17 protein-coding genes are annotated in these 19,404 nt (G+C 60.2%); 8 read left to right on the top strand and 9 right to left on the bottom strand.

The annotated features are described in order from the left end of the window. Window positions 1–203: 203 nt before the first annotated feature. From leuC to GSQ80_RS03550, 4 genes are all read right to left on the bottom strand, one after another. Window positions 204–1,700, bottom strand: coding sequence for a 3-isopropylmalate dehydratase large subunit (leuC, locus tag GSQ80_RS03565; protein ID WP_158786108.1), 1,497 nt, complete (start codon window positions 1,698–1,700; stop codon window positions 204–206). A gap of 52 nt (window positions 1,701–1,752) precedes the next feature. Beyond that, on the bottom strand, window positions 1,753–2,493 hold the full coding sequence (locus tag GSQ80_RS03560) for a hypothetical protein (RefSeq protein ID WP_158786107.1): 741 nt from the start codon (window positions 2,491–2,493) through the stop codon (window positions 1,753–1,755). Window positions 2,494–2,756: 263 nt separating this feature from the next. Beyond that, complete coding sequence (gene leuB / locus GSQ80_RS03555) at window positions 2,757–3,875, bottom strand: 3-isopropylmalate dehydrogenase (protein WP_158786106.1); 1,119 nt, start codon at window positions 3,873–3,875, stop codon at window positions 2,757–2,759. Window positions 3,876–4,221: 346 nt separating this feature from the next. Beyond that, complete coding sequence (locus GSQ80_RS03550; RefSeq protein ID WP_158786105.1) at window positions 4,222–5,406, bottom strand: 2-isopropylmalate synthase; 1,185 nt, start codon at window positions 5,404–5,406, stop codon at window positions 4,222–4,224. 121 nt (window positions 5,407–5,527) lie between these two features. On the opposite strand from GSQ80_RS03550, the gene GSQ80_RS03545 reads away from it, so the two are divergent. The 3 genes from GSQ80_RS03545 to GSQ80_RS03535 all read left to right on the top strand — a co-directional run bounded on the left by GSQ80_RS03545 (window position 5,528) and on the right by GSQ80_RS03535 (window position 8,198). After that, the gene (locus GSQ80_RS03545; protein ID WP_158786104.1) at window positions 5,528–6,442 is read left to right on the top strand and encodes a LysR family transcriptional regulator; all 915 of its coding nucleotides are present in this window, start codon (window positions 5,528–5,530) and stop codon (window positions 6,440–6,442) included. A 389-nt stretch (window positions 6,443–6,831) separates the two neighbouring features. Then, window positions 6,832–7,302 carry a hypothetical protein gene (locus tag GSQ80_RS03540; protein ID WP_216850109.1) on the top strand — a complete coding sequence of 157 codons (471 nt, stop codon included), beginning with the start codon at window positions 6,832–6,834 and terminating at the stop codon, window positions 7,300–7,302. A gap of 284 nt (window positions 7,303–7,586) precedes the next feature. Further along, window positions 7,587–8,198 (top strand): outer membrane protein, encoded by a 612-nt coding sequence (locus tag GSQ80_RS03535; protein ID WP_158786102.1) that lies wholly within the window; start codon window positions 7,587–7,589, stop codon window positions 8,196–8,198. Between the two features lie 348 nt (window positions 8,199–8,546). Here GSQ80_RS03535 and GSQ80_RS03530 read toward each other — a convergent pair whose 3' ends face one another. The 3 genes from GSQ80_RS03530 to GSQ80_RS03520 all read right to left on the bottom strand — a co-directional run bounded on the left by GSQ80_RS03530 (window position 8,547) and on the right by GSQ80_RS03520 (window position 12,475). Beyond that, window positions 8,547–9,149: an outer membrane beta-barrel protein gene (locus tag GSQ80_RS03530; protein WP_158786101.1), complete on the bottom strand. Its 603-nt coding sequence runs from the start codon at window positions 9,147–9,149 to the stop codon at window positions 8,547–8,549. Window positions 9,150–9,438: 289 nt separating this feature from the next. Further along, window positions 9,439–11,208, bottom strand: coding sequence for a hypothetical protein (locus tag GSQ80_RS03525; RefSeq protein WP_158786100.1), 1,770 nt, complete (start codon window positions 11,206–11,208; stop codon window positions 9,439–9,441). 172 nt (window positions 11,209–11,380) lie between these two features. After that, window positions 11,381–12,475 (bottom strand): energy transducer TonB, encoded by a 1,095-nt coding sequence (locus tag GSQ80_RS03520; protein WP_158786099.1) that lies wholly within the window; start codon window positions 12,473–12,475, stop codon window positions 11,381–11,383. A gap of 427 nt (window positions 12,476–12,902) precedes the next feature. Between GSQ80_RS03520 and GSQ80_RS03515 the strand changes: the two genes are divergently transcribed. Next, entirely contained in the window at window positions 12,903–13,499 is a 597-nt protein-coding gene (locus tag GSQ80_RS03515) for a DUF421 domain-containing protein (protein ID WP_254059413.1), read from the top strand. A gap of 11 nt (window positions 13,500–13,510) precedes the next feature. Here the strand turns inward: GSQ80_RS03515 and GSQ80_RS03510 are convergent, their stop codons facing one another. Continuing rightward, window positions 13,511–13,717 carry a hypothetical protein gene (locus GSQ80_RS03510; protein ID WP_371315676.1) on the bottom strand — a complete coding sequence of 69 codons (207 nt, stop codon included), beginning with the start codon at window positions 13,715–13,717 and terminating at the stop codon, window positions 13,511–13,513. Between the two features lie 177 nt (window positions 13,718–13,894). Between GSQ80_RS03510 and acs the strand changes: the two genes are divergently transcribed. Beyond that, window positions 13,895–15,892 carry an acetate--CoA ligase gene (gene acs, locus GSQ80_RS03505; RefSeq protein WP_158786098.1) on the top strand — a complete coding sequence of 666 codons (1,998 nt, stop codon included), beginning with the start codon at window positions 13,895–13,897 and terminating at the stop codon, window positions 15,890–15,892. 79 nt (window positions 15,893–15,971) lie between these two features. On the opposite strand, the gene GSQ80_RS03500 is transcribed toward acs, so the two are convergent. Continuing rightward, on the bottom strand, window positions 15,972–16,223 hold the full coding sequence (locus tag GSQ80_RS03500; RefSeq protein ID WP_158786097.1) for a hypothetical protein: 252 nt from the start codon (window positions 16,221–16,223) through the stop codon (window positions 15,972–15,974). An 81-nt stretch (window positions 16,224–16,304) separates the two neighbouring features. Here GSQ80_RS03500 and GSQ80_RS03495 point away from each other — a divergent pair, with 81 nt between their 5' ends. The 3 genes from GSQ80_RS03495 to pyk all read left to right on the top strand — a co-directional run bounded on the left by GSQ80_RS03495 (window position 16,305) and on the right by pyk (window position 19,391). Continuing rightward, window positions 16,305–16,790: a thioredoxin family protein gene (locus GSQ80_RS03495; protein ID WP_254059412.1), complete on the top strand. Its 486-nt coding sequence runs from the start codon at window positions 16,305–16,307 to the stop codon at window positions 16,788–16,790. Window positions 16,791–16,805: 15 nt separating this feature from the next. Then, entirely contained in the window at window positions 16,806–17,846 is a 1,041-nt protein-coding gene (locus tag GSQ80_RS03490) for a YihY/virulence factor BrkB family protein (RefSeq protein ID WP_158786096.1), read from the top strand. A gap of 72 nt (window positions 17,847–17,918) precedes the next feature. Next, window positions 17,919–19,391: a pyruvate kinase gene (gene pyk / locus GSQ80_RS03485; protein ID WP_158786095.1), complete on the top strand. Its 1,473-nt coding sequence runs from the start codon at window positions 17,919–17,921 to the stop codon at window positions 19,389–19,391. Window positions 19,392–19,404: the final 13 nt, after the last annotated feature.

Genomic DNA, 19,404 nt, shown 5'->3' with positions numbered 1-19,404 from the left:
GGCCCGGGGCTAAAGCCCCTCTTCATTTGGTGGTGGTACCGCGGGCTAAAGCCCGCCGCTAATCCGGTGAAACAGGCAACAGCAACAGCAACGACAACTACAGGGGTCCATTCGCTCCGCTCAGGATGACGAGAGTTTGGGTGACGCGAACGACCGGCGCGACAACAGCAAACGCAACGACAACAGCAACGGCGGCGGTTTGATCATTTGTTGAATTTCCAGGTGCGGATGTCGGTGAAGTGGCCGGTGATGGCGGCGGCTGCGGCCATGGCGGGGCTGAGGAGGTGGGTGCGGCCTCCGCGGCCCTGGCGGCCTTCGAAGTTGCGGTTGGATGTGGAGGCGCAACGTTCGCCGGGCTGGAGGATGTCGGGGTTCATGCCGAGACACATCGAGCAGCCGGGCTCGCGCCATTCGAAGCCGGCGGACTTGAAGATGCGGTCGAGGCCTTCCTGCTCGGCTTGATGCTTGACCGCTTGGGAGCCGGGGACGACCATGGCGCGGACCGTGGTGGCTACGTGGTAGCCGTCGACTACCTTGGCGGCGGCGCGGAGGTCTTCGATGCGGCCGTTGGTGCAGGAGCCCAGGAAGACCGCGTCTACTTTGATGGCTTCGATGGGGGTGCCGGGCTTTAGGTCCATGTACTCGTAGGCGCGGGAGAAGGATTTCTGATCGGCTTCGGAGCGGGCGTCGGCTAGGGAGGGGACGGTCGCGTCGATGGTGGTGACCATGCCGGGGGACGTGCCCCAGGTGACGGACGGGGCGAGGGTGGAGGCGTCGATGGCTAGCTCGCGGTCGAAGGTGGCGTTGGTGTCGGTGACCAGGGCGGACCATTGCTCTACGGCGAGGTTCCAGGTGGCTTCGTCGATGGTGTCGGCTGGAGAAGCAGATCCTCCGCCTTTGGCGAAGGATGACAACTCATAATTTTTTGTGCCGGGGGAGAAGCGGCGGCCTTTTAGGTAGGCGAAGGTGGTGGCGTCGGGGGCGATCATGCCGGCGCGGGCTCCCGCTTCGATGCTCATGTTGCAGATGGTCATGCGGCCTTCCATGGAGAGGGCGCGGATGGCGGAGCCGGCGTATTCGATGACGTGGCCGGTGGCTCCGTCGGTGCCTATGCGGCCGATGATGTCGAGGATGATGTCCTTGGCCGTGACACCGGGAGGGAGCTCGCCGTCTACAGTGATGCGGAAGGTTTTGGGCTTGTCCTGCGGGAGGGTTTGCGTGGCCATGACGTGCTCTACTTCGCTGGTGCCGATGCCGAACGCGAGGGCTCCGAAGGCTCCGTGGGTGCTGGTGTGGCTGTCGCCGCAGACGATGGTCATGCCGGGCTTGGTGAGGCCTAGCTCGGGGCCGATCATGTGGACGATGCCTTGCTCGGCGTCCTGGACGTCGAAGAGCTCGATGCCGTAGTCGGCGCAGTTTTTGCGGAGGGCTTTGATTTGGGCGTCGGCGATCTGGTCGGTGATGACTAGGCGATCGTGGACGGAGGTTGTGGGGACGTTGTGGTCTACCGTCGCGACGTGGCGCTCGGGGTGGCGCAGCGGACGGTTGGCCAGGCGGAGGCCTTCGAAGGCTTGTGGGGAGGTGACCTCGTGGACTAGCTGAAGGTCGATGTAGAGAATGGTGGGCTCGCCGGCGGGTTCGGTGACTACGTGCTGCTGCCAGACTTTTTCGAAGAGGGTGCGGGGTGTGGATGTGGTCATGGGGATTAGTTCTCAGTTGTCAGTTCTTCGTTGTCAGTTGAAGTGCGAAATGTCAGTTGGCTGCGGCTTGCGTTGTGGTGTCGGGTTGAGGGGCTATGGTGTTGGCGCCGGCTTGTTCGGGGTTGAGGGCGAGCGGAGTGCCGTCGGGCTCGACGAGGAGGGCGTGGGCGATGTGGGGGACCAGGCGGTGCGCTGTGGCGAGACGGATGTTCCAGTGGGCGATGGCTTGGGTTAGGGCTAGCGGGAGGGCGTCTGCGTCGAGCTGGTGGTTGGCGAAGAGCCAGAGGTTGTAGTCGGCCTGAGGTTGGTCGGTGGTGTGGTCTTCGGGATTCCAGTTGACGGCGGCGAAGACGGCCAGGGGGTGGGGGCGGCCGAGGTCTATCCAGAGGAGGCCGGAGGCGGCGCAGAAGGATGGAACGCAGCCGTCGATAGTGATGTAGCGGTTGTCGGTGGCGGTGACGGCTCCGTATTGGGTGAGGAAGAGCGGGATGATGGTGGCGAGGGGCTCATTGCTGTTGGGCGGGCCCCACATGGATTGGGGCTGGGGGAAGGCGTCGCGGAGGAAGGATTGAAAGCGGGCGTCGACACGGAGGTTGGCCGCTTCGCCGAGGGGGGCGGGGTGGGTGAATTGCCAGAGGTACTGGAGGTTGTCGGCGGGTGCCGTGTGCTGGAGCGCGGGATTGCGGGGCGGTGGGGCGATTAGTTTGTTGGGGTCGGAGACTTGGGCGCGGGTGGTCGTCGCTGCTCCGATGGAGAGGAGGAGGGTGGCGGCGAGTTGGAGGTTTGTGCGCATTGTCGGAAAGAGCGGAAGTAGATCCCTGCGGGATGTGAGCTAGAAAAGCAAGAGCAAGAGCAAGAGCAAGAGCAAGAGCAAGAGCAACGACAACCACAAAAGCAAATACGGGGGTCCTTCACTTCGTTCAGGATGACGGCGAAAAACAAGCAACGACAGGAGCAAAAGCAACGACAAGAACAAAAGCAACGACAACAGCAATTGCAACGACAGAAGCAGATCCCTACGGGATGACAACCAGAAAGACAAAAGCAACGACGTTGCTAGACGGCGTGGAGGGATTGGCTGCGGTCGATGGATTCGGCTAGGGCGCTGTGGACTAGCTTGCCCATTTGTTGGGTGGTGACCGTTGCTGATATGTTGCCGCGGGCTATGTCGGCGGTGCGGTGGCCGGCGGTTAGGACTTGCTGTACTGCTGCTTCGATCGCGAGGGCTTCCTGCTCGAGATTTGCCGAGTGGCGGAGGACCATGGCTGCGGTGAGGATCGCGCCCAGGGGGTTCGCTTTGCCGGTGCCGGCTATGTCTGGGGCAGAGCCGTGGACTGGTTCGTAGAGATTTACTTTGCCGCCGATGGTGGCTGAGGGGAGCATGCCTAGGGAGCCGGTGATGATGCCGGATTCGTCGGAGAGGATGTCGCCGAAGAGGTTTTCGGTGAGTACTACGTCGAAGTTGCGGGGGACGTTCATGAGGTGCATGGCCATGGAGTCGACTAGCTGGTGCTCGACGGTGATGTCGGGGTAGTCGGACTTGAGCGAGTCGACGGTTGCGCGCCAGAGTTGGGAGCACTCGAGGACGTTGGCCTTGTCTACCGAGGTGAGTTTCTTGCGGCGCTTGCCGGCTAGCTCGAAGGCTATGCGGGCTACGCGGACTACTTCGTCGCGGGTGTAGCGCATGGTGTTGATGGCTTCGCCGCCGCCGGGGGCGGATGCGTCCTTGTTCCAGCTGCGGGGTTGGCCGAAGTAGAGGCCGCCGAGGAGTTCGCGGACGAAGAGGATGTCGACGCCTTTGGTGACTTCGGGGCGGAGGGGGGAATTTTCGCTGAGCGCGGGGTACGCGACCGAGGGGCGCAGGTTTGCGAAGCCGCCGAGGATTTGGCGGATTTGCAGGAGGCCGGACTCGGGGCGCTTGTCGGGGGAGAGCGCGTTGAACTTGTTGTCGCCTACCGCGCCGAGGAGCACCGCGTCGGAGTCTAGCGCGATGTCGATGGTTTCCTGCGGGAGGGGCGTGCCCTTGGCAGTGATGGCTACGCCGCCGAGAAGGGCTTCGGTGAAGGTGAAGTCGTGGCCGCCGGCTTCGGCTACTGCCTGGAGGATGTTGACGGCTTCGTGGGTGACTTCGGGGCCGATGCCGTCGCCGGCGAGGATTGCGATCTTGAGGTTCATGGGCGTCCAGTGATTAGTGGCTAGTGTTAGTGAAGAACGGGAGGAAGCAGGTTCCTCGCTTCGCTCGGAATGACAGACAGAAAAGCAAGTGCAACGACAACTGCAAGCGCAACGACAACTGCAAGCGCAACAGACAATACGGGGGTCCTTCGCTTCGCTCAGGATGACGACGAAAAACTAGCAAAGGCGAAAGCAAGGCGACGACGAAAAACTAGCAAAGGCGAAAGCAAGGCAACGACGAAAAACTAGCAAAGGCGAAAGCAAGGCAACGACAAAACCTTGAAGCAGGTCCTCCGCCTGCCGCGCGGGATGACAAATCTGTGGCGTACGACAACTCAGTGGCGAGCTACGGGACGTTGGTGACCAGGGGTTCAGTGGTTGGGGCGTGGAGTAGGGCTACTATGTCCTGGTCGTAGATGTTCTTCTTGCGGTCGGCTAGTTCGGTGAAACGGTGGTAGACCGCGTTGAGTTCTTCGGTGGAGAGGGTGTGGCCTAGTTCTTTGAGGCGGAACTCTAAGGCTTTGCGCCCGCTGTGTTTGCCTAGCACGATGTTCTGGCCGGAGAAGCCTACTGAGGCTGGTGTCATGATTTCGTACGTGAGGGGGTTGGAGAGGACGCCGTGCTGGTGGATGCCGGACTCGTGGGCGAAGGCGTTTTTCCCGACGACCGCTTTGTTGGGCGGGCAGGTGAAGCTGATGATCTCGCCGAGCATGTGGGAGGTGGGGTAGAGCTCGGTCATGACGAGGTTGGTGGTGTAGGGGTAGCGGTCGTGGCGGGTGGCGATGGCCGCGGCGATCTCTTCGAGGGCGGCGTTGCCGGCGCGTTCGCCAATGCCGTTGATGGTGCACTCGATCTGGCGGGCTCCGCCTTCTACTCCGGCGAGGGAGTTGGCTACGGCCATGCCCAGGTCGTCGTGGCAGTGGGTGGAGAAGATGATTTTCTCGCTGCCGGGAACGCGGAGGCGGACGGTTTCGAAGAGCTGCTTGTACTCAGCGGGGGTGGTGTAGCCGACGGTGTCGGGGATGTTGATGGTGGTGGCGCCGGCTTGTACGGCGACGTTGACCATTTCGACGAGGAAGTTGAGGTCGGAACGGGTGCCGTCTTCGGTGGAGAACTCTACGTCGTCGGCGAAGGTGCGGGCGAGCGCGACGGCGGTGGCGACATTGTCGAGGGCCTGGGCGCGGGTGATTTTTAGCTTGGCTTCGAGGTGGAGGTCGGAGCTGGCGAGAAAGACGTGGATGCGGTTCTTGGCGGCGGGCTCGACGGCACGGGCGGCGGCTTCGATGTCCTCGCGTTTGCAGCGGGCGAGGGAGGCGATGCGCGGACCACTTACTTCGCGGGCGATGGTATGGACGGAGTTGAAGTCGCCGTGGGAGGCGATGGCGAAGCCGGCTTCGATGATGTCGACGCCGAGGGAGGCGAGCTGGTGGGCGAAGCGCAGCTTTTCGGCGTGGTGCATGGTGCAGCCGGGAGACTGCTCGCCGTCGCGGAGGGTGGTGTCGAAGATGACGAGCTGGGTGTCGGTAGCCATAGATTGAAGACCTTTCCGTCTAGACAGGATCATAACGTACCCTTATGCTCAGAACCAGATGTATTGTGCATTCTAATGATCCTATAGGTCAGATCGAAGCACGGAATCTGAGTGGGGGCGCGTGGATTTATTTCAGCTCGAGACATTTGTTGCCGTCGCTGAGGAGAGAAGTTTCTCACGAGCGGCGGCACGTTTGCACCGTACGCAGCCGGCGGTGAGCCAGGTAATTGCGAAGTTGGAGGCGGAGCTGGGGGAGACGCTGCTGGAACGGTCGGCGGGACAGCCTACCGACGCCGGCAAGGTGCTGCTGGAGTACGCGCATAAGATGCTGAATCTGCGGAAGGATGCGGGTGCGGCGCTGGTGGATTTGAGGTCGCTGCATCGGGGACGGCTGGATCTAGCGGCGAATGAGTACACGTGTCTTTATTTGTTGCCGGTGCTGGATGCGTTCCGGAGGGAGCATCCGCGGATCAAGGTAGCGGTGCAGCGGACGCTGGCTAGCCGGATTGCGGACGAGGTGCAGTCGCACTCGGTGGAGATTGGGGTGGTGAGTTTTCGGCCGGCGGATCCGCAGGTGGTGTCGACGCTGGTGTATACGGATGAGCTGGTGTGCGTGATGAGTCCGGGGCATGCGCTGGCGAAGGCGGGAAAGGTGACGGTGGCGCGGCTGGGGAAGGAGACGTTTGTGGCGCATAACGTGCCGTCGCCGCTGCGGCAGAAGGTGATTGAGACGTTTGCGCGGCGGAAGATTCCGCTGCAGATGGAGGTGGAGCTGCCGTCGCTGGAGGCGATCAAGCGGTTTGTGCAACGGGGAAATGGTGTGGCGCTGGTGCCGCGCTTGACGGTGGAGGGAGAGCTGGAGAGTGGGACGCTGGTGGCGGTGGAGGTTCCTGAGCTGCAGATGGAGCGGAAGCTGCGGCTGGTGCATCGGCGGGGCGCGGCGTTGAGCCATGCGGCGAGAGAGTTTCTGCGCGTGGTGCAGGCGCATGCGGTGGAGCATGGAAAGCCATTTAGTTTTGTGGTCGAGAAGGGCTGAGGCGGGGTTGGAGTCATGGGTAGGGGAGAACCGGCGCGCTTCGCGCGAGGAGCAGGTTCCTCGCTCCGCTCGGAATGACAGCCAGAAAAACAAGCGCAAATGCAAAGGCAGATCCCTGCGGGATGACAGCTAGAAAAGCAAGAGCAAGAGCAAAGGGAGATCCCTGTGGGATGACAGCCAGAGAGGAAAGTGCAGGTGCGAAATTGAGGGGGGCGGGCCGGCTTAAGACGCGGGTGATTGGGGAAAGTTTCAGCGAAAGAATCTCGAAGGGAAGGCAGAACATTTTGCGGGAAGTCGCGTTTGTACTGGTGACGGCAGCGCAGCGAAAGGATGCAGCGATGCTTCGAGAGAGCAGGGTACAGGCGATGGAAAACTTTGCAAAGAGCAGGATGTTTCGTGCAGCAGCGGTCGTGCTGTGTAGTGCCGGGCTGGGTTTGAGCGCGGCGGTAGCGCAACAGGAGACGGCGCCTCCACCACCGCCGGATCAGCAACAGCAAGGGCCGCCGCCGAACGGGCAGATGCAGGGACCGCGCCACATGGATCCGGAGCGGCGCGTGGAGATGATGCAGCAGCGGCTGAATCTGAATGACAGCCAGACGGCGCAGGTGCGGCAGATCTTCACGGAATCGCATGCACAGATGGAGACGATACGGTCGAATGCGTCGCTGGCGCCAGGGGATCGGCGGGCGCAGATGATGACGCTGCACCAGGGTGAGCAGGCGAGGATTCGCGCGGTGCTAACGCCGGATCAGCAGGCGAAGTTTGACGCGATGCAGGCGAGGATGCGGGAGCGTCATGGCGATGAGGGAGGGCAGGGCGCGCCTGTGCCTCCTCCACCGTCAGGAAGCCCGCAGGCGTAAGAGAGAGCAAAAAGCAAGCGAAGAGGCCTCGTTCCGGATCACGGAACGGGGCTTGTTTCGTCTATAGGGAGACCACCAGAAAATGATTTAGACACTACCGGAAGAACAAACTTAAGGAAGAAACAAGCAAGGATGCGGGCCAGAATGAGGCGTGATGCGCGTTACGGCGTCGCGTACAGGTACAATAAGACAATAGCGCGCCGCGGTTACCGGCTGGACGACCACAACGAGAGACGTGTGGAGTTTTTGGGCCGTGGTGAGCATGCGAAGGGATTTCAGCAAGCATGAAGAAAAGAATTTTGCTCGGTGCACTGATGACGTTGTGCATCGCCGCCGTGGGACACGCACAAGAGAGCCGGCAAGACGCCAGCATCAGCTTTTTCGGGGTTTTGGCACCAGACGTTTATGGACTGAATATTCATCCAATGGTGACGACGCACACCGGAGGCTTCCTGGCGAGCTACCGTTATTTGCTGACACCCCGCAGCGCTGTGGAGTTGAACTACACCTTTTTCCAGAACTCGATTAAGTACAACCCGATTTCGCAGCCCAACAGCCGGGTACACTCGCGCGCGCAGGAGCTTAGCGGCGCTTATGTATACCAGCGGACGTACAAGCGGTGGAACCCGTTTCTGGAAGGCGGCGTTGGCGTGGAAATCTTTACGCCAATCCTGGACAACGGGACGACCCAGAAGGGCCTGAAGCAGGATCTGCAGATTGGCGGCCTGTTTGGCGGTGGAGTGGCGTATGAACTGAGCCCGAGCTGGGACATTCGGACAGAGTATCGCGGCTTCATCATGAAGGCACCGACGTTTGGCGCAACGGATGGTCTGTTTACCACCAACCGTTACTACATCTTAATGACGCCGTCGATTGGTGTTGCCTACCACTTCTAATTCGATGGGAAGGACGCAAGCGGCCCAGCCTTATGGCTGGGCCGCTTTGTTTGGTGGGGGAGAGGGAAAGATACAGGCCCGAGCCGCTACGCGGGAGGCGGTATAGGAGGGCTAGAGGCGAGGGCGATGAGGCTGGGGGCTCGATGCTGACGGGAATGTTGACGGTCTCCTGGTGGGCCGGCCGGGAGGGTTGAGCATTTGCGGTGAGAAGGATGTCCTTCGGTGGGCAAGATGCTGGGTCGGCTTAGAAACGGCAAATGCCTGGAGAGCGGGGGTGGAGGGATTTGCGTGGGTAAGCCCGTGCAAATCATCCGTCCCGGCTATCCAGGCAAATGGGTGAGGGTGCAACTACTGAATCTTTTCGCTACCCGTGAAGTGGTAGGCTATGCCAACCTGAACGAGGAACGGCGTTAGTCCATGGGGCAGGTAGACGTCTTGACCAGGTCCACCAACGCCCTCCGCGCCTTTGAGGCCGCCCGTGAACCAGTCCTGATACTCAGCACCGGCGCGAACGCTGAAGCGGTTGTTGATAGCGAAGTCAGTGCCACCGCCAAACACGATCATGTTATAGCCCAGAGACCGGTTGCCTTGATAGAACAGGGGGATGGAATCGAACGTACCGCGACCGGCAGAGAGTTTGGCGTAGGGACTAAATCGACCGTAGTCACGGTGGTAACGGACACCATACTCAAACGTCCACTCTTTTGCAGGGGAGTGCTGGAGGATGTCGATCGAATTGAACGCCAATTCGGCGCCCCAGTGGGGGGTAATATCTATATCCCCGAAGATGCCATAGCCTATGGCGTTCTGCGGAGTGTAGTCGGGGACGGCGTAGGTAAACAGGCCGCCCGCCTGAATATCAATCCTGCGGGTGGCACCGGGTATAGCCTGTCCGAGAGCAAAAGAGGAGCTAGCAGCCAACATAGCCAGAATGAGAACAATTCGTTTCAATGGATGGCCTCCATTGGCCGGGGTATGGTATCGGGTTCGACTTCAGTGTAGTTGAAGTTGTGCTGGAAATACCAGCATTATTTGAGGATATCCTCATGATTCCAGTAGTTTGGACGAACCTGAAGGAGACACAATTGTTGTTAGTTGAAGCTTCTCTTAGGAGCTAAGACGCTCCTCGTGCGAAGAGGGTTGTGGTGATCCTATCGGAAAACGGCACTCACTGGAAGGGTGAGTGCCGTTGGTTGGAGTGACTGATTAGTTACCTGGACCCGGCGGGGATGCCCAGGGATCAGGGCTGGGGCTGAGCAGCAGGAGCAGCTGCGGGTGCGGCGGCGCCGGAGGTTGCATCGGGATCAGCGGCCGGCTTCCAGTAGGCAAGGTTCACCGAGACTGGCGTGATCTCGAAGGGCAGCTTGTCGCGGGCACTGAGGAGCGGCTCAACGGCTGCATTCAGCTTGATGACCTGATCGGTCCAGGGATCATTACGAAGGTAGGCGTTGAGAGGCTCAGCAGCCTGCTGCTTGAGGTCGGTGTTGTTGAGCTTGGGAGACTTGGAGATGATTGCCTGCAACCAGAAGGTTCCGTCGGTCTTGACCAGGCTATCGCCGAGTTGCGGGGTAGTGAGGGCCTTGAGACCCTTCTCGCGAGCCTGCAACTGCTGCAGGTAAAGGCCGAAGTACTGTTGTCCGTCGGCCAAATCCTTGACGCTGAGGAGCTCGAGGGTTTTTTTCGAGGCTTCGGTGTCATCGGCATCGGTGTGCTGGAGCGGAAGGCGGGCGAAGGCCGACTCAGGTGGGAAGAGCAGGCGATCGCTGAAGGCGAACTTGGTGTCGATGTGATGGCCGAGGACGATGTGGGCGGTCTGGAAGGCCAGCAGGGCATTGAGGTTACCCATTTGTTGGGCGCCGTCCGCGGTGACTACAGCGGTGGTGTCGACCATACCTTTAGAGATCAGGATGGTGTTGCCGACCGCTACTGATTCCAGAGGCGCGGTGAGCAGGGTACGAACGCGGATGGGACGATCGATGGGGATCTGGTTGTAGGCCAGGATGTTGTTGGCCAACAGGGCGAGCACCTTGTCGAAGTCGCTGGGGGCGTCGATGAGACCGGCCGAGAAGAGGCGGTCGATGACGTTGTCCTCAGCCTGCTGAATCCACTGGCGCTGGGCGGCGAGGGGGCTCAGGTTGCCGTTCTGCGAGCTCTCGTCGGTTGCACCTTCGACTTCGATGTCTGCCTGGTCCTCTTCCTTGGCAGGAACCTTCAGAGAGTAGCCCCAGATCTGGTTGATGGCTTTGAACTTGAGGCTGTGAGACGGGCTCTTGGGGTCGGTTTCTTCGATATAGGAGGCGGTGGGCAGCCAGAGGCCATCCTGAACGTTGGTGCGGACGGAGTTGAAGTGGAAGTACTCGTTGATATTGTCTTTCTCGCCGCCGGCCAGGTCGCCGTCGTAACGGACGATGTTGCCGCCGTTGCGCTCAACCCAGATACGGCCGAAGAAGCGACCCGGAACCTTCTTGATGGGGGCGACATCGAAGACCACGGTGGGAACAGTGCCGAGGAAGTCGTTGCGCAGGAAGGCGAAGTTGTAGTGCTGGCGATCGAAGCCGGTGCTATCGATGACGATCATGCGCACAAAGCCGGCTTCGTTGAAGTTGAGACGCAGCGATTTGGAGAGGCCGGTAACGTAGCTGAGGGAGTGCTTGAAGCGGCCTTGCTTCGCCTCATTGCCTGTGAGGAAGCCGCTCTCACCGATGACCTTGCCGAAGTCGACGCGTGCCAGGAAATGGGCATCGCTATCTACGGTCTGGCCCATGACGGGGTCGGGACGCATGTTCTGGATATAGGTCTCGACGATGGGGCTGCGCTCGCGGAGGGTCTTGATGATGACGGCCTCGCGGGCGATGGCCTTATTGACCAGTTCATTCTGGGTCGGCGTGAGCTTGCGCGCAAAGGGGGAGTCCGCATCTGCCTTCTTGGGTTTGAAGGCTGCAGCGGGCAGGGCCGATGCGACCAGGACGGTGAGAGCCACGGCGGCGGTCAGTTTTGACGGGAGGTTCATAGGATTCGGGGGCTCCTTGGCTAGTGCGGTCACCCCTGCGGGTGACCCTTTCTAAATTCTGGAAAAGACTACGTTTGATCAGGTACGCCTGTCGGGCTATTGTGCTGATACGACTTTAGAATATCCTGAAGTTTTAAAAGCTTGCTACCGAATAGTATCGTCGGCATACCGGTTAGTTATTAATCACAAAGTGAATGATGACGTTGGTGGGGAAGTCGACCGGCTCGGCAGCCGCATTGAGCGCGGGGTGGAAGCGGATACCTCGCGCAACCTGGAGGGCCGGTTCGTCGAGACCATAACCGAGGCCGCGGACCAGGCCGATGACTTCGATCGTGCCGTTGGCACGGAAGATGACCTTGACGACTGCATCTCCCTCGACGTGGTGGTCCTTGGCTTCCTGGGTATAGACGGGCTCAGGCTTGAAGGTGACCTTTGGCGGGGTTGCAGCCGAAATCGAAGAAGCACTCATAGCGGGCCGTTCGGCGGCCGCTGGCGGAGGGGTCCCAAGACCGACGGGCTTGACCGCGGCGTAGTTCTTGGCGCCAACAGGGCCGGTTCCATAGCCCAGTGCGACTCCGCGAACGGGTTGGGCGGCGTTATCCTTGCCACCCATCTTGCCGTTGGGTGAACCGGAACCGAGGTTTACGGCAGTCGCTGGGGGGCCGTTGCCTGTATTGCCTTTGTTCATACCCGGCATGCCTGCATTGCCGAGGTTGACATTGGATACGGCGGGACCATCAAGGGTTTTGAGGGGATTGGTAGCTACACCAAGCCGGACAGCGCTGGGGTGAAGGTCATGATTGGGAACTGAGGCCGCCGAAGCGACGCCGAGATTGACTTTGACCGGCGCGGGTGGGGGCGTGACCGCCTTGGGCGGTGTCGGTGGGGCGAGGACGGGCTTGGGCTGCGGCGTGGGCAGCGGCTTCATATCGGGGGGAACCGGCATGGGCGGCGGCGTGGGCAGCTTGATCTTGGGTGGCGGCACTGGCATGGGCGGCGCCGGCTTGATCTTGATGGGTGGCGGCTTGGGGATCGGCTTCTCCGGGGGAGGCGGAGGGGGCAGGGTCAGGACAGCAACCTCTTTGGCGACCGCGGGGCTGGTCTTAATGACAATGCCCAAGATGACCACCAGGGCCAGGAGGGTAACATTGATCGCAATGGAGGCTGCGGCAGCACCCTTGCTGCGCTGGCCGTCGTTAAGAACACCGAAGTCCCGGAACTGGACACTAGGTGGATTGGGATCGTCGCTACGAAGTGGCTTAGCCATTTAGAATTCGGTCCTCAAACTTGCACTAATAGGGGTGCAGGGGGTAGCACTCATGGAAAAGAGTATCCAGAGCATAGCAGAAGAATTTCGCTAACCATCACTGCGAAGATTGAAGTTCTAGTGTATGTGGGCACTGTGCATCTTTCTTCTCATTGGCGAGTTAGCTACTAGCATGAACGCAGCTGATCCAAAAGTAACTCATCGCATACGGAAAGAATCGCGAGGCGAATAAGTAGGATATAGGCGCTCCGTGGTCGGAGACTTTACTTGGCTAGCGCGTACAGGAGAAGAAATACAGCAGGTCGAACGGCGGACCGGAATGATTCACAGGCGCGATCACCGTCGCGGTTAGGATAGCACAAAGGTACCGGCGGATTAATCCCGGGGTGGGTCTGAAATAGGCCTGTAGCCATTGGAGATACTATCGATGCACGAGCTAACGCATACGCTGTCCCACGACATGTTTTTGATGCCGCTTCCGTTGGCGGAGAAGATTCTTCGCCCGGTGATTGTCTACCTGTTCCTGGTGGTGTTTCTGAGGATCTTCGGGAAGCGGGAGCTGGCGCAGTTGAACCCGTTCGATCTGGTGGTACTGCTGAGTTTGTCCAACACGGTACAGAATGCCATGATTGGGGACGATAACTCGGTCTCGGGCGGGCTGGTGGGGGCATTCTCGCTGCTGGCGATCAACTGGGTGCTGGCGTGGGTGTTATATCGTGCTCCGAAGGCTACGGTACTGCTGTCGGGGCATCCGGCGACACTGATACGGGACGGAGTGGTGGACGAGGCGGAGCTCAAGAACCAGTCGTTGACGCACGAGGATTTGATCTCGGTGCTGAACAAGAATGGGTTTAACGATCTGGGGGACGTGCACACGTGCGTGCTGGAGCCGAATGGGACGTTCTTCGTGGAGGGGAAGAAACTGTCGAGCGATGACTTACAGCGGGGGGAGATTATGAAGGCGCTGGCGGCATTGACGGCGGAGGTGCAGGCACTGAGGCGGGAAGTCGCGGCGCAGGGCTAGTTGCGGGCGGCCTAGTCATTGGGTGGGGTCGGCGCTGGGGTGGGAAGGTATTTGGCGCGGGCGGCGACGAGACGTTTTGGGGGCGAGGGCAGGTGCGCGTCTTTGATGGCGGCGCGGTAGCCTCCCATGAAGATGGAGTACATGACGGCCAGGGCGCAGCCGACGCCGAAGACGAAGCCAAGGAAGACGCCGATGAGCGAGCTGGAGAAGAAGTCCACGATGAAGCAATGGTATGCCCTGTGCTCTGCAGGGCTAGGCCGGCTCGTTCTAGCAGCCGCAGGATAAGTTATTTCCGGGAAGTTGGAGGGACTTTTCTGGGGTAATTTAAGGATGTTGGGTGCTGTGCCGAGTGTCGCGATCCTGCTCGCGATTCGGACTCCAGTAGGATTGAGACGATGCCGCAGGATGTCGTGACTTTAAATTTGAATACAGATTTGTTCGAAACGCACATGCATGAGTTGCGTGTGTTTCCTCCGCCGGCCGAGTTTTCGGCGAAAGCGCGCGTGGGAAGCATGGAAGAGTATGAACGGATGTATGCGCGCAGTGTGGAAGACCCGGAGGGGTTCTGGGGAGATGCGGCGGGGGAGCTGGAGTGGTTTGCGCCGTGGGAGCGGGTGTTGGATGAGAGTGGGCCGCACGCGCAGTGGTTTACCGGCGGGAAACTGAACCTTTCGCACAACTGTGTGGATCGTCATGCGAAGGGTGCGCGCAGGGATAAGGTTGCGCTGGTGTGGGAGGGTGAGCCGGTTTCCGAGGGCGGCGGTGGCGAGGTGCGACGGCTGACCTATGGGGAGTTGCATGAGCAGGTGCAGGCATTTGCCAATGTGTTGCGATCGATGGGGGTTCGGAAGGGGGATCGGGTCGCCATTTATATGGGGATGTGCCCAGAGCTTGCGATCGCGCTGCTTGCCTGTGCGCGGATTGGCGCGGTGCACCTGGTCGTGTTTGGTGGGTTCGGTGCGCAGGCGCTGACGGATCGTATCAATGATGCCCAATGCAGGTTGGTCATCAGCCAAGACGGTTTATATCGTCGCGGAACTGAGATCAAATTGAAGTCGATTGTGGATGAGGCCGTCGCCCTGTGCCCGACCGTTGAGAATATTCTTGTCCATCGGCGTACGGGAACGCCAATCGCGATGCATCCGACGCGTGACCACTGGTTGGATGCGGAGATGTTGAAGTTTCAGGGGAGTGATTGTGCGGCGGAGTGGATGGATGCAGAGGATCCGCTGTACATCCTTTACACGAGTGGGACGACGGGTAAGCCGAAGGGTCTGGTGCATACGACGGGTGGGTATGCGGTGCAGACATATCTGACGACCAAGTATGTGTTCGATCTGCGGGACGAGGATGTGTATTGGTGCACCGCAGATATTGGGTGGGTGACGGGACATAGTTATGGGCTGTATGGGCCGCTTCAGAATGGCGCGACGGTGGTGATGTATGAGGGGGCACCAAACTTTCCGGAGAGGGATCGGTTCTGGAAGATTATTGACCGGCACAAGGTGAGCATTTTTTATACGGCGCCTACGGCAGTGCGGTTGTTCATTAAGTGGGGCACGGATTGGGTGCACAAACATGATTTGAGCAGCTTGCGGTTGCTGGGGACGGTGGGCGAGCCGATCAATCCTGAGGCATGGATGTGGTATCACCGCGAGATTGGTAAGGAGCGCTGCCCGATTGTGGATACGTGGTGGCAGACCGAGACGGGAGCGATTATGCTGGCGCCGGTTCCGGGAGCAGTGGCGACGAAGCCGGGGTCGGCTACACGGCCATTCTTCGGAGTGGTGCCGGAGATTGTGTCGCAGACCGGCGAGCCGGTTGAGCCGGGACATGGAGGTCTGCTGAGGATTACACGGCCATGGCCATCGATGGCGCGAAGCATCTGGGGGAATGCTGCAGGGTATGAGGCTGCGTACTTTCCGGGCGAGAAGAACGTTTATGTGACTGGCGATGGAGCTCGGTGCGATGGGGATGGGTATTACTGGCTGATGGGGCGCGTCGATGACGTGATTAATGTGAGCGGGCATCGACTGGGAACGGCGGAGATCGAGTCGGCGCTGGTGGGACATGCGAGCGTGGCCGAGGCCGCGGTGGTGGGTCGCCCGGATGAGGCGAAGGGGCAGGCGATCGCTGCGTTTGTGACGCTGGAAGAAAGCCATGAGCCGAGCGAGGCGTTGAAGCAGGAGCTGCGGCAGTGGGTGAGCAAGGAGATTGGACCTCTGGCGAGGCCGGATGATCTGCGATTTATTCAACGGTTGCCGAAGACGCGATCGGGAAAGATTATGCGGCGGTTGCTGCGGGAGCTGGCTACGACGGGCGAGGTGAAGGGCGACACGACGACGTTGGAGGACTTCAGCATCCTGGCGCAGTTGCGGGAGAGCGACGAGTAAGTTGCGCGGGCTCCATGGCGCAGCTTTATTGCGTCAACCGGGGTGGTGTATGGGCGCGACTAGCTTCTTCCGAACCCACTCACGACGTGAAGCTGTCATGAATGGGGAACCCGAATGTGTGGGGTGTTTTGGGGAGAACGAGTTGCGAGGTGGGGTGCGCGCGGTGGTGGCGGAAGGTGAGGTGTTTTCCGTCGAAGCGGAGGAAGAAAAGCGCGAGGATGAAAAACACGATCAAAGCGGCGCCGAAGAGAAGGACGACGCGCAGAAAGTTGGGCTGGTTAGGTGGAAGCTGCTCGATTTCCATGACGGGTTGGATGCCCGGGAAGGGCAAGCGGGCGCGTTTTTTGATTTAGGGCTTGGATGCTGGTGCAACCTGACAGATGATGGATGTAGTTGGAACAAGGAGACGGTGATGACAGCAGGGAAGCTTCGGATGGGTTTGGTTGCGGCGGGTTTGGCGTTGGCGTTGGGGTTGAGTGTTGGAGTGGAGGCACAGGTTGTGCCGGGACATGCGCACATCTATCCGACGGTGGATTCGGCTCAGGCGGATATTCACGCGGCGCTGGAAGAGGCGCGTAAGACGCATAAGCGGGTGATCCTGGATTTTGGTGGGGACTGGTGCGGGGATTGCCAGGTGCTGAATATTTATTTTCACCAGAGCCCGAATGCGGAGTTGCTGGAAAAGAATTTCATCCTGGTGGATGTGAATATCGGACGCGAGGACGCCAATCTTGACATTGCGAGCAAGTACGGCGTACCGATGCCGCATGGTGTTCCGGCACTGGTGGTGCTGGATGAGCACGGCAAGGTGCTGTATTCGCAGAAGAATGAGTTCGCGGATATGCGGCACATGGAGGCCTCGTCGGTGACGGAGTTTCTGAACAAGTGGAAGCCGTAAGAGCACGAGGCTCGGATGGAAGTTGTGACGGGCGAGAGTTTGGACACGCGCGGCTGGAGGCAATGGCCGGGAGCGGCGTTGCGCACGGCGCAGATGGTGCGTCGTGCGGCCCTCGCGGCGCTGGAGCACGATGCGCTGACGGTGGCGCAGGCGACAGCGTATTCGGCGATGGTGGCTTTATTCCCGGCGCTGATTGTGGCGGCGGCATTTATCAGCTTCGTTCCGGATACGACGCCGCTACGAGCGCAGATGGCGCAGTTCTTCAACCAGGTGCTGCCGCCAAATGTGAGTCCACTGCTGGAAATTTATTTTTCGCCGGTGAATCGAAGCGCGCATACGGTGAGGGCGCTGCTGGGGGCGGTGGTGGTGAGTGTGACGGGTGCGTCGAGCGTGATGGGGACGCTGATGGAAGGATTTCGGCGGGCGTATGAGCTGCCGTTGACGCGGAGAAGCTTCTGGCCGCGAAGGGTGCGATCGCTGGCGTTGGTACCGGTATCGCTGGTGCCGCTGGCGGCGGCGAGTGCGCTGGTGGTGTTTGGCCATTTCATCTCGCAGTGGCTCGCGGGAGAGGTGACGCCGGCGCTGCGCGTGCCGGTCCTGGTGATCTCGTCGGTGATGCGGTGGACGATTGCGTTTGCGGGCAGTGTGGGGATTATTGCGGTGATCTATCACCTGGGAACGGACTTGACCAAGCATATGCGGGAGCACCTGGAGCCGCTGCTGCGGGAGCCATGGGGGATTCTGCGCAAGGATTGGAGCTGGCGCGCGAGTTTGCCGGGAGCGGCGCTGGCAACGGTGTTCTGGCTGGTGACTACGCTGCTGTTTGGGTATTACGTGACGCGCTTTGCGGATTACTCGAGGGTGTATGGATCGCTGGGTGCGGCGATAGCTCTGATGGCGTGGCTATACATCATTGCGCTGAGCGTGTTGCTGGGCGCGGAGTTTAATGCGCAGCGAGCGGCGCAAGGTCCAGGGAGGCGCGATCCGGAGCTTTCGGAGTTCCTGTGGAAGCTGCCGGGACTGCATAGACGCCGGACAGGTAGAATTGCTGACTGACAGAGAGAAAACGTTTGCGGCCTCGTCCTGGGAATGTGATCTCAGGGGTTGGGCTGGAAGGATGATGCAGGAATGGATGTACGGGAAAGATTGACGCCGCTGAGTGGCGGACGCCGGGCAAAGATTGTGGCAACGCTGGGACCTGCGTCGAGTACCGAGGCTACGTTTCGTGAGCTGGTGCGGGCTGGGTTGGATGTGGCGCGGCTGAATTTCTCGCATGGATCGCACGAGCAGAAGTCTGAGCTGATCGCGATGGTGCGCAAGGTAGCGAAAGAAGAGGGGAAGCCGATATGCATCCTCGCGGATCTGCAGGGGCCAAAGATCCGGACCGGGAAGCTGGTGGACCATAAGCCGGTGCTGCTGACGGCGGGCAAACGGCTGGTGATTACTCCTGAGACGGTTGAGGGAACGGTGGAGCGTGTGAGCACGGTGTTCACGACGCTGGCGGAGAATTTGAAGTCGGGCGATCAGATTTTGTTGTCGGATGGATTGATCGAGTTGCGGGTCGTGGAGATTGCCGGCGCCGATGTGGTGACGGAGATCGTCAACGGCGGGATGCTGGGCGAGAACAAGGGAATTAATTTGCCGGGCGTGGCGATCAAGGTGCCGTCGCTGACGGAGAAGGACGAGATCGACCTGGAGTTTTGTTTGAAGGCTGGCGCGGACACGGTGGCGGTGTCGTTTGTGCAGACGGCTGAGGATGTGTTGTACGTGAAGCGGCGGATCAAGGAACTGGGATCGGACGCGTGGGTGATTGCGAAGCTGGAGAAGCCGCAGGCGGTGGACCACCTGGACAGCATCCTGGAGGCGGCCGATGGGATTATGGTGGCTCGCGGCGATTTGGGCGTGGAGGTTCCTCCGGAGCGAGTGCCGGCGATTCAGAAGCATATTATTCGGCGGGCAGCGGAGTATCGGAAGCCGGTGATTACGGCGACGCAGATGCTTGAGTCGATGATTGAGAACCCAAGGCCGACGCGTGCAGAGACGTCAGATGTTGCGAATGCGATTTATGACGGAAGCGATTCGGTGATGCTGTCTGCGGAGAGCGCGGCGGGAAAGTACCCGGTGGAAGCTGTGGCGATGATGGCCAAGATCATCCTCGAGACAGAGAAGCATATGCATGAGCTGGGACAGAGGCTTGGGCCGAGGCATGTGAGCGAGGGGAAGCGAACGTATTTGACGGTGCCGGAGACGATTTGCGAGTGCATGGCGCACTCGGCGCAGGATCTGGATCTGGCGGCGATTGCGATCTTTACGGAGAGCGGGAACACGGCGCGGCTGCTGTCGAAGTACAGGCCGGATGCGCCGATCTTTGCGCTGAGTCCGTTTGAAGAAGTGGTGCATCGGGCGATGTTGCTGTGGGGCACGATGGCGATTCATTGCGAGCGGTTTGTGGGGACGGACACGCTTGTGATGATGGCTGAGGAGATGCTGGAGCAGCGCGGATATCTGAAGCCGCAGCAGGTTGTGGGGATCGTGGCGGGAACGGCGACGAAGACGGGCGCGACGAATTTCATGAGGCTACATCGGGCGGGGGATAGATAGAGGCGAGATTTGC

The organism is Granulicella sp. L46 (assembly GCF_009765785.1).
Taxonomy (GTDB): Bacteria; Acidobacteriota; Terriglobia; order Terriglobales; family Acidobacteriaceae; genus Granulicella.
The sequence above is the reverse complement of the archived record's forward strand: the minus strand, read 5'-3'. Positions and strand labels throughout refer to the sequence as shown.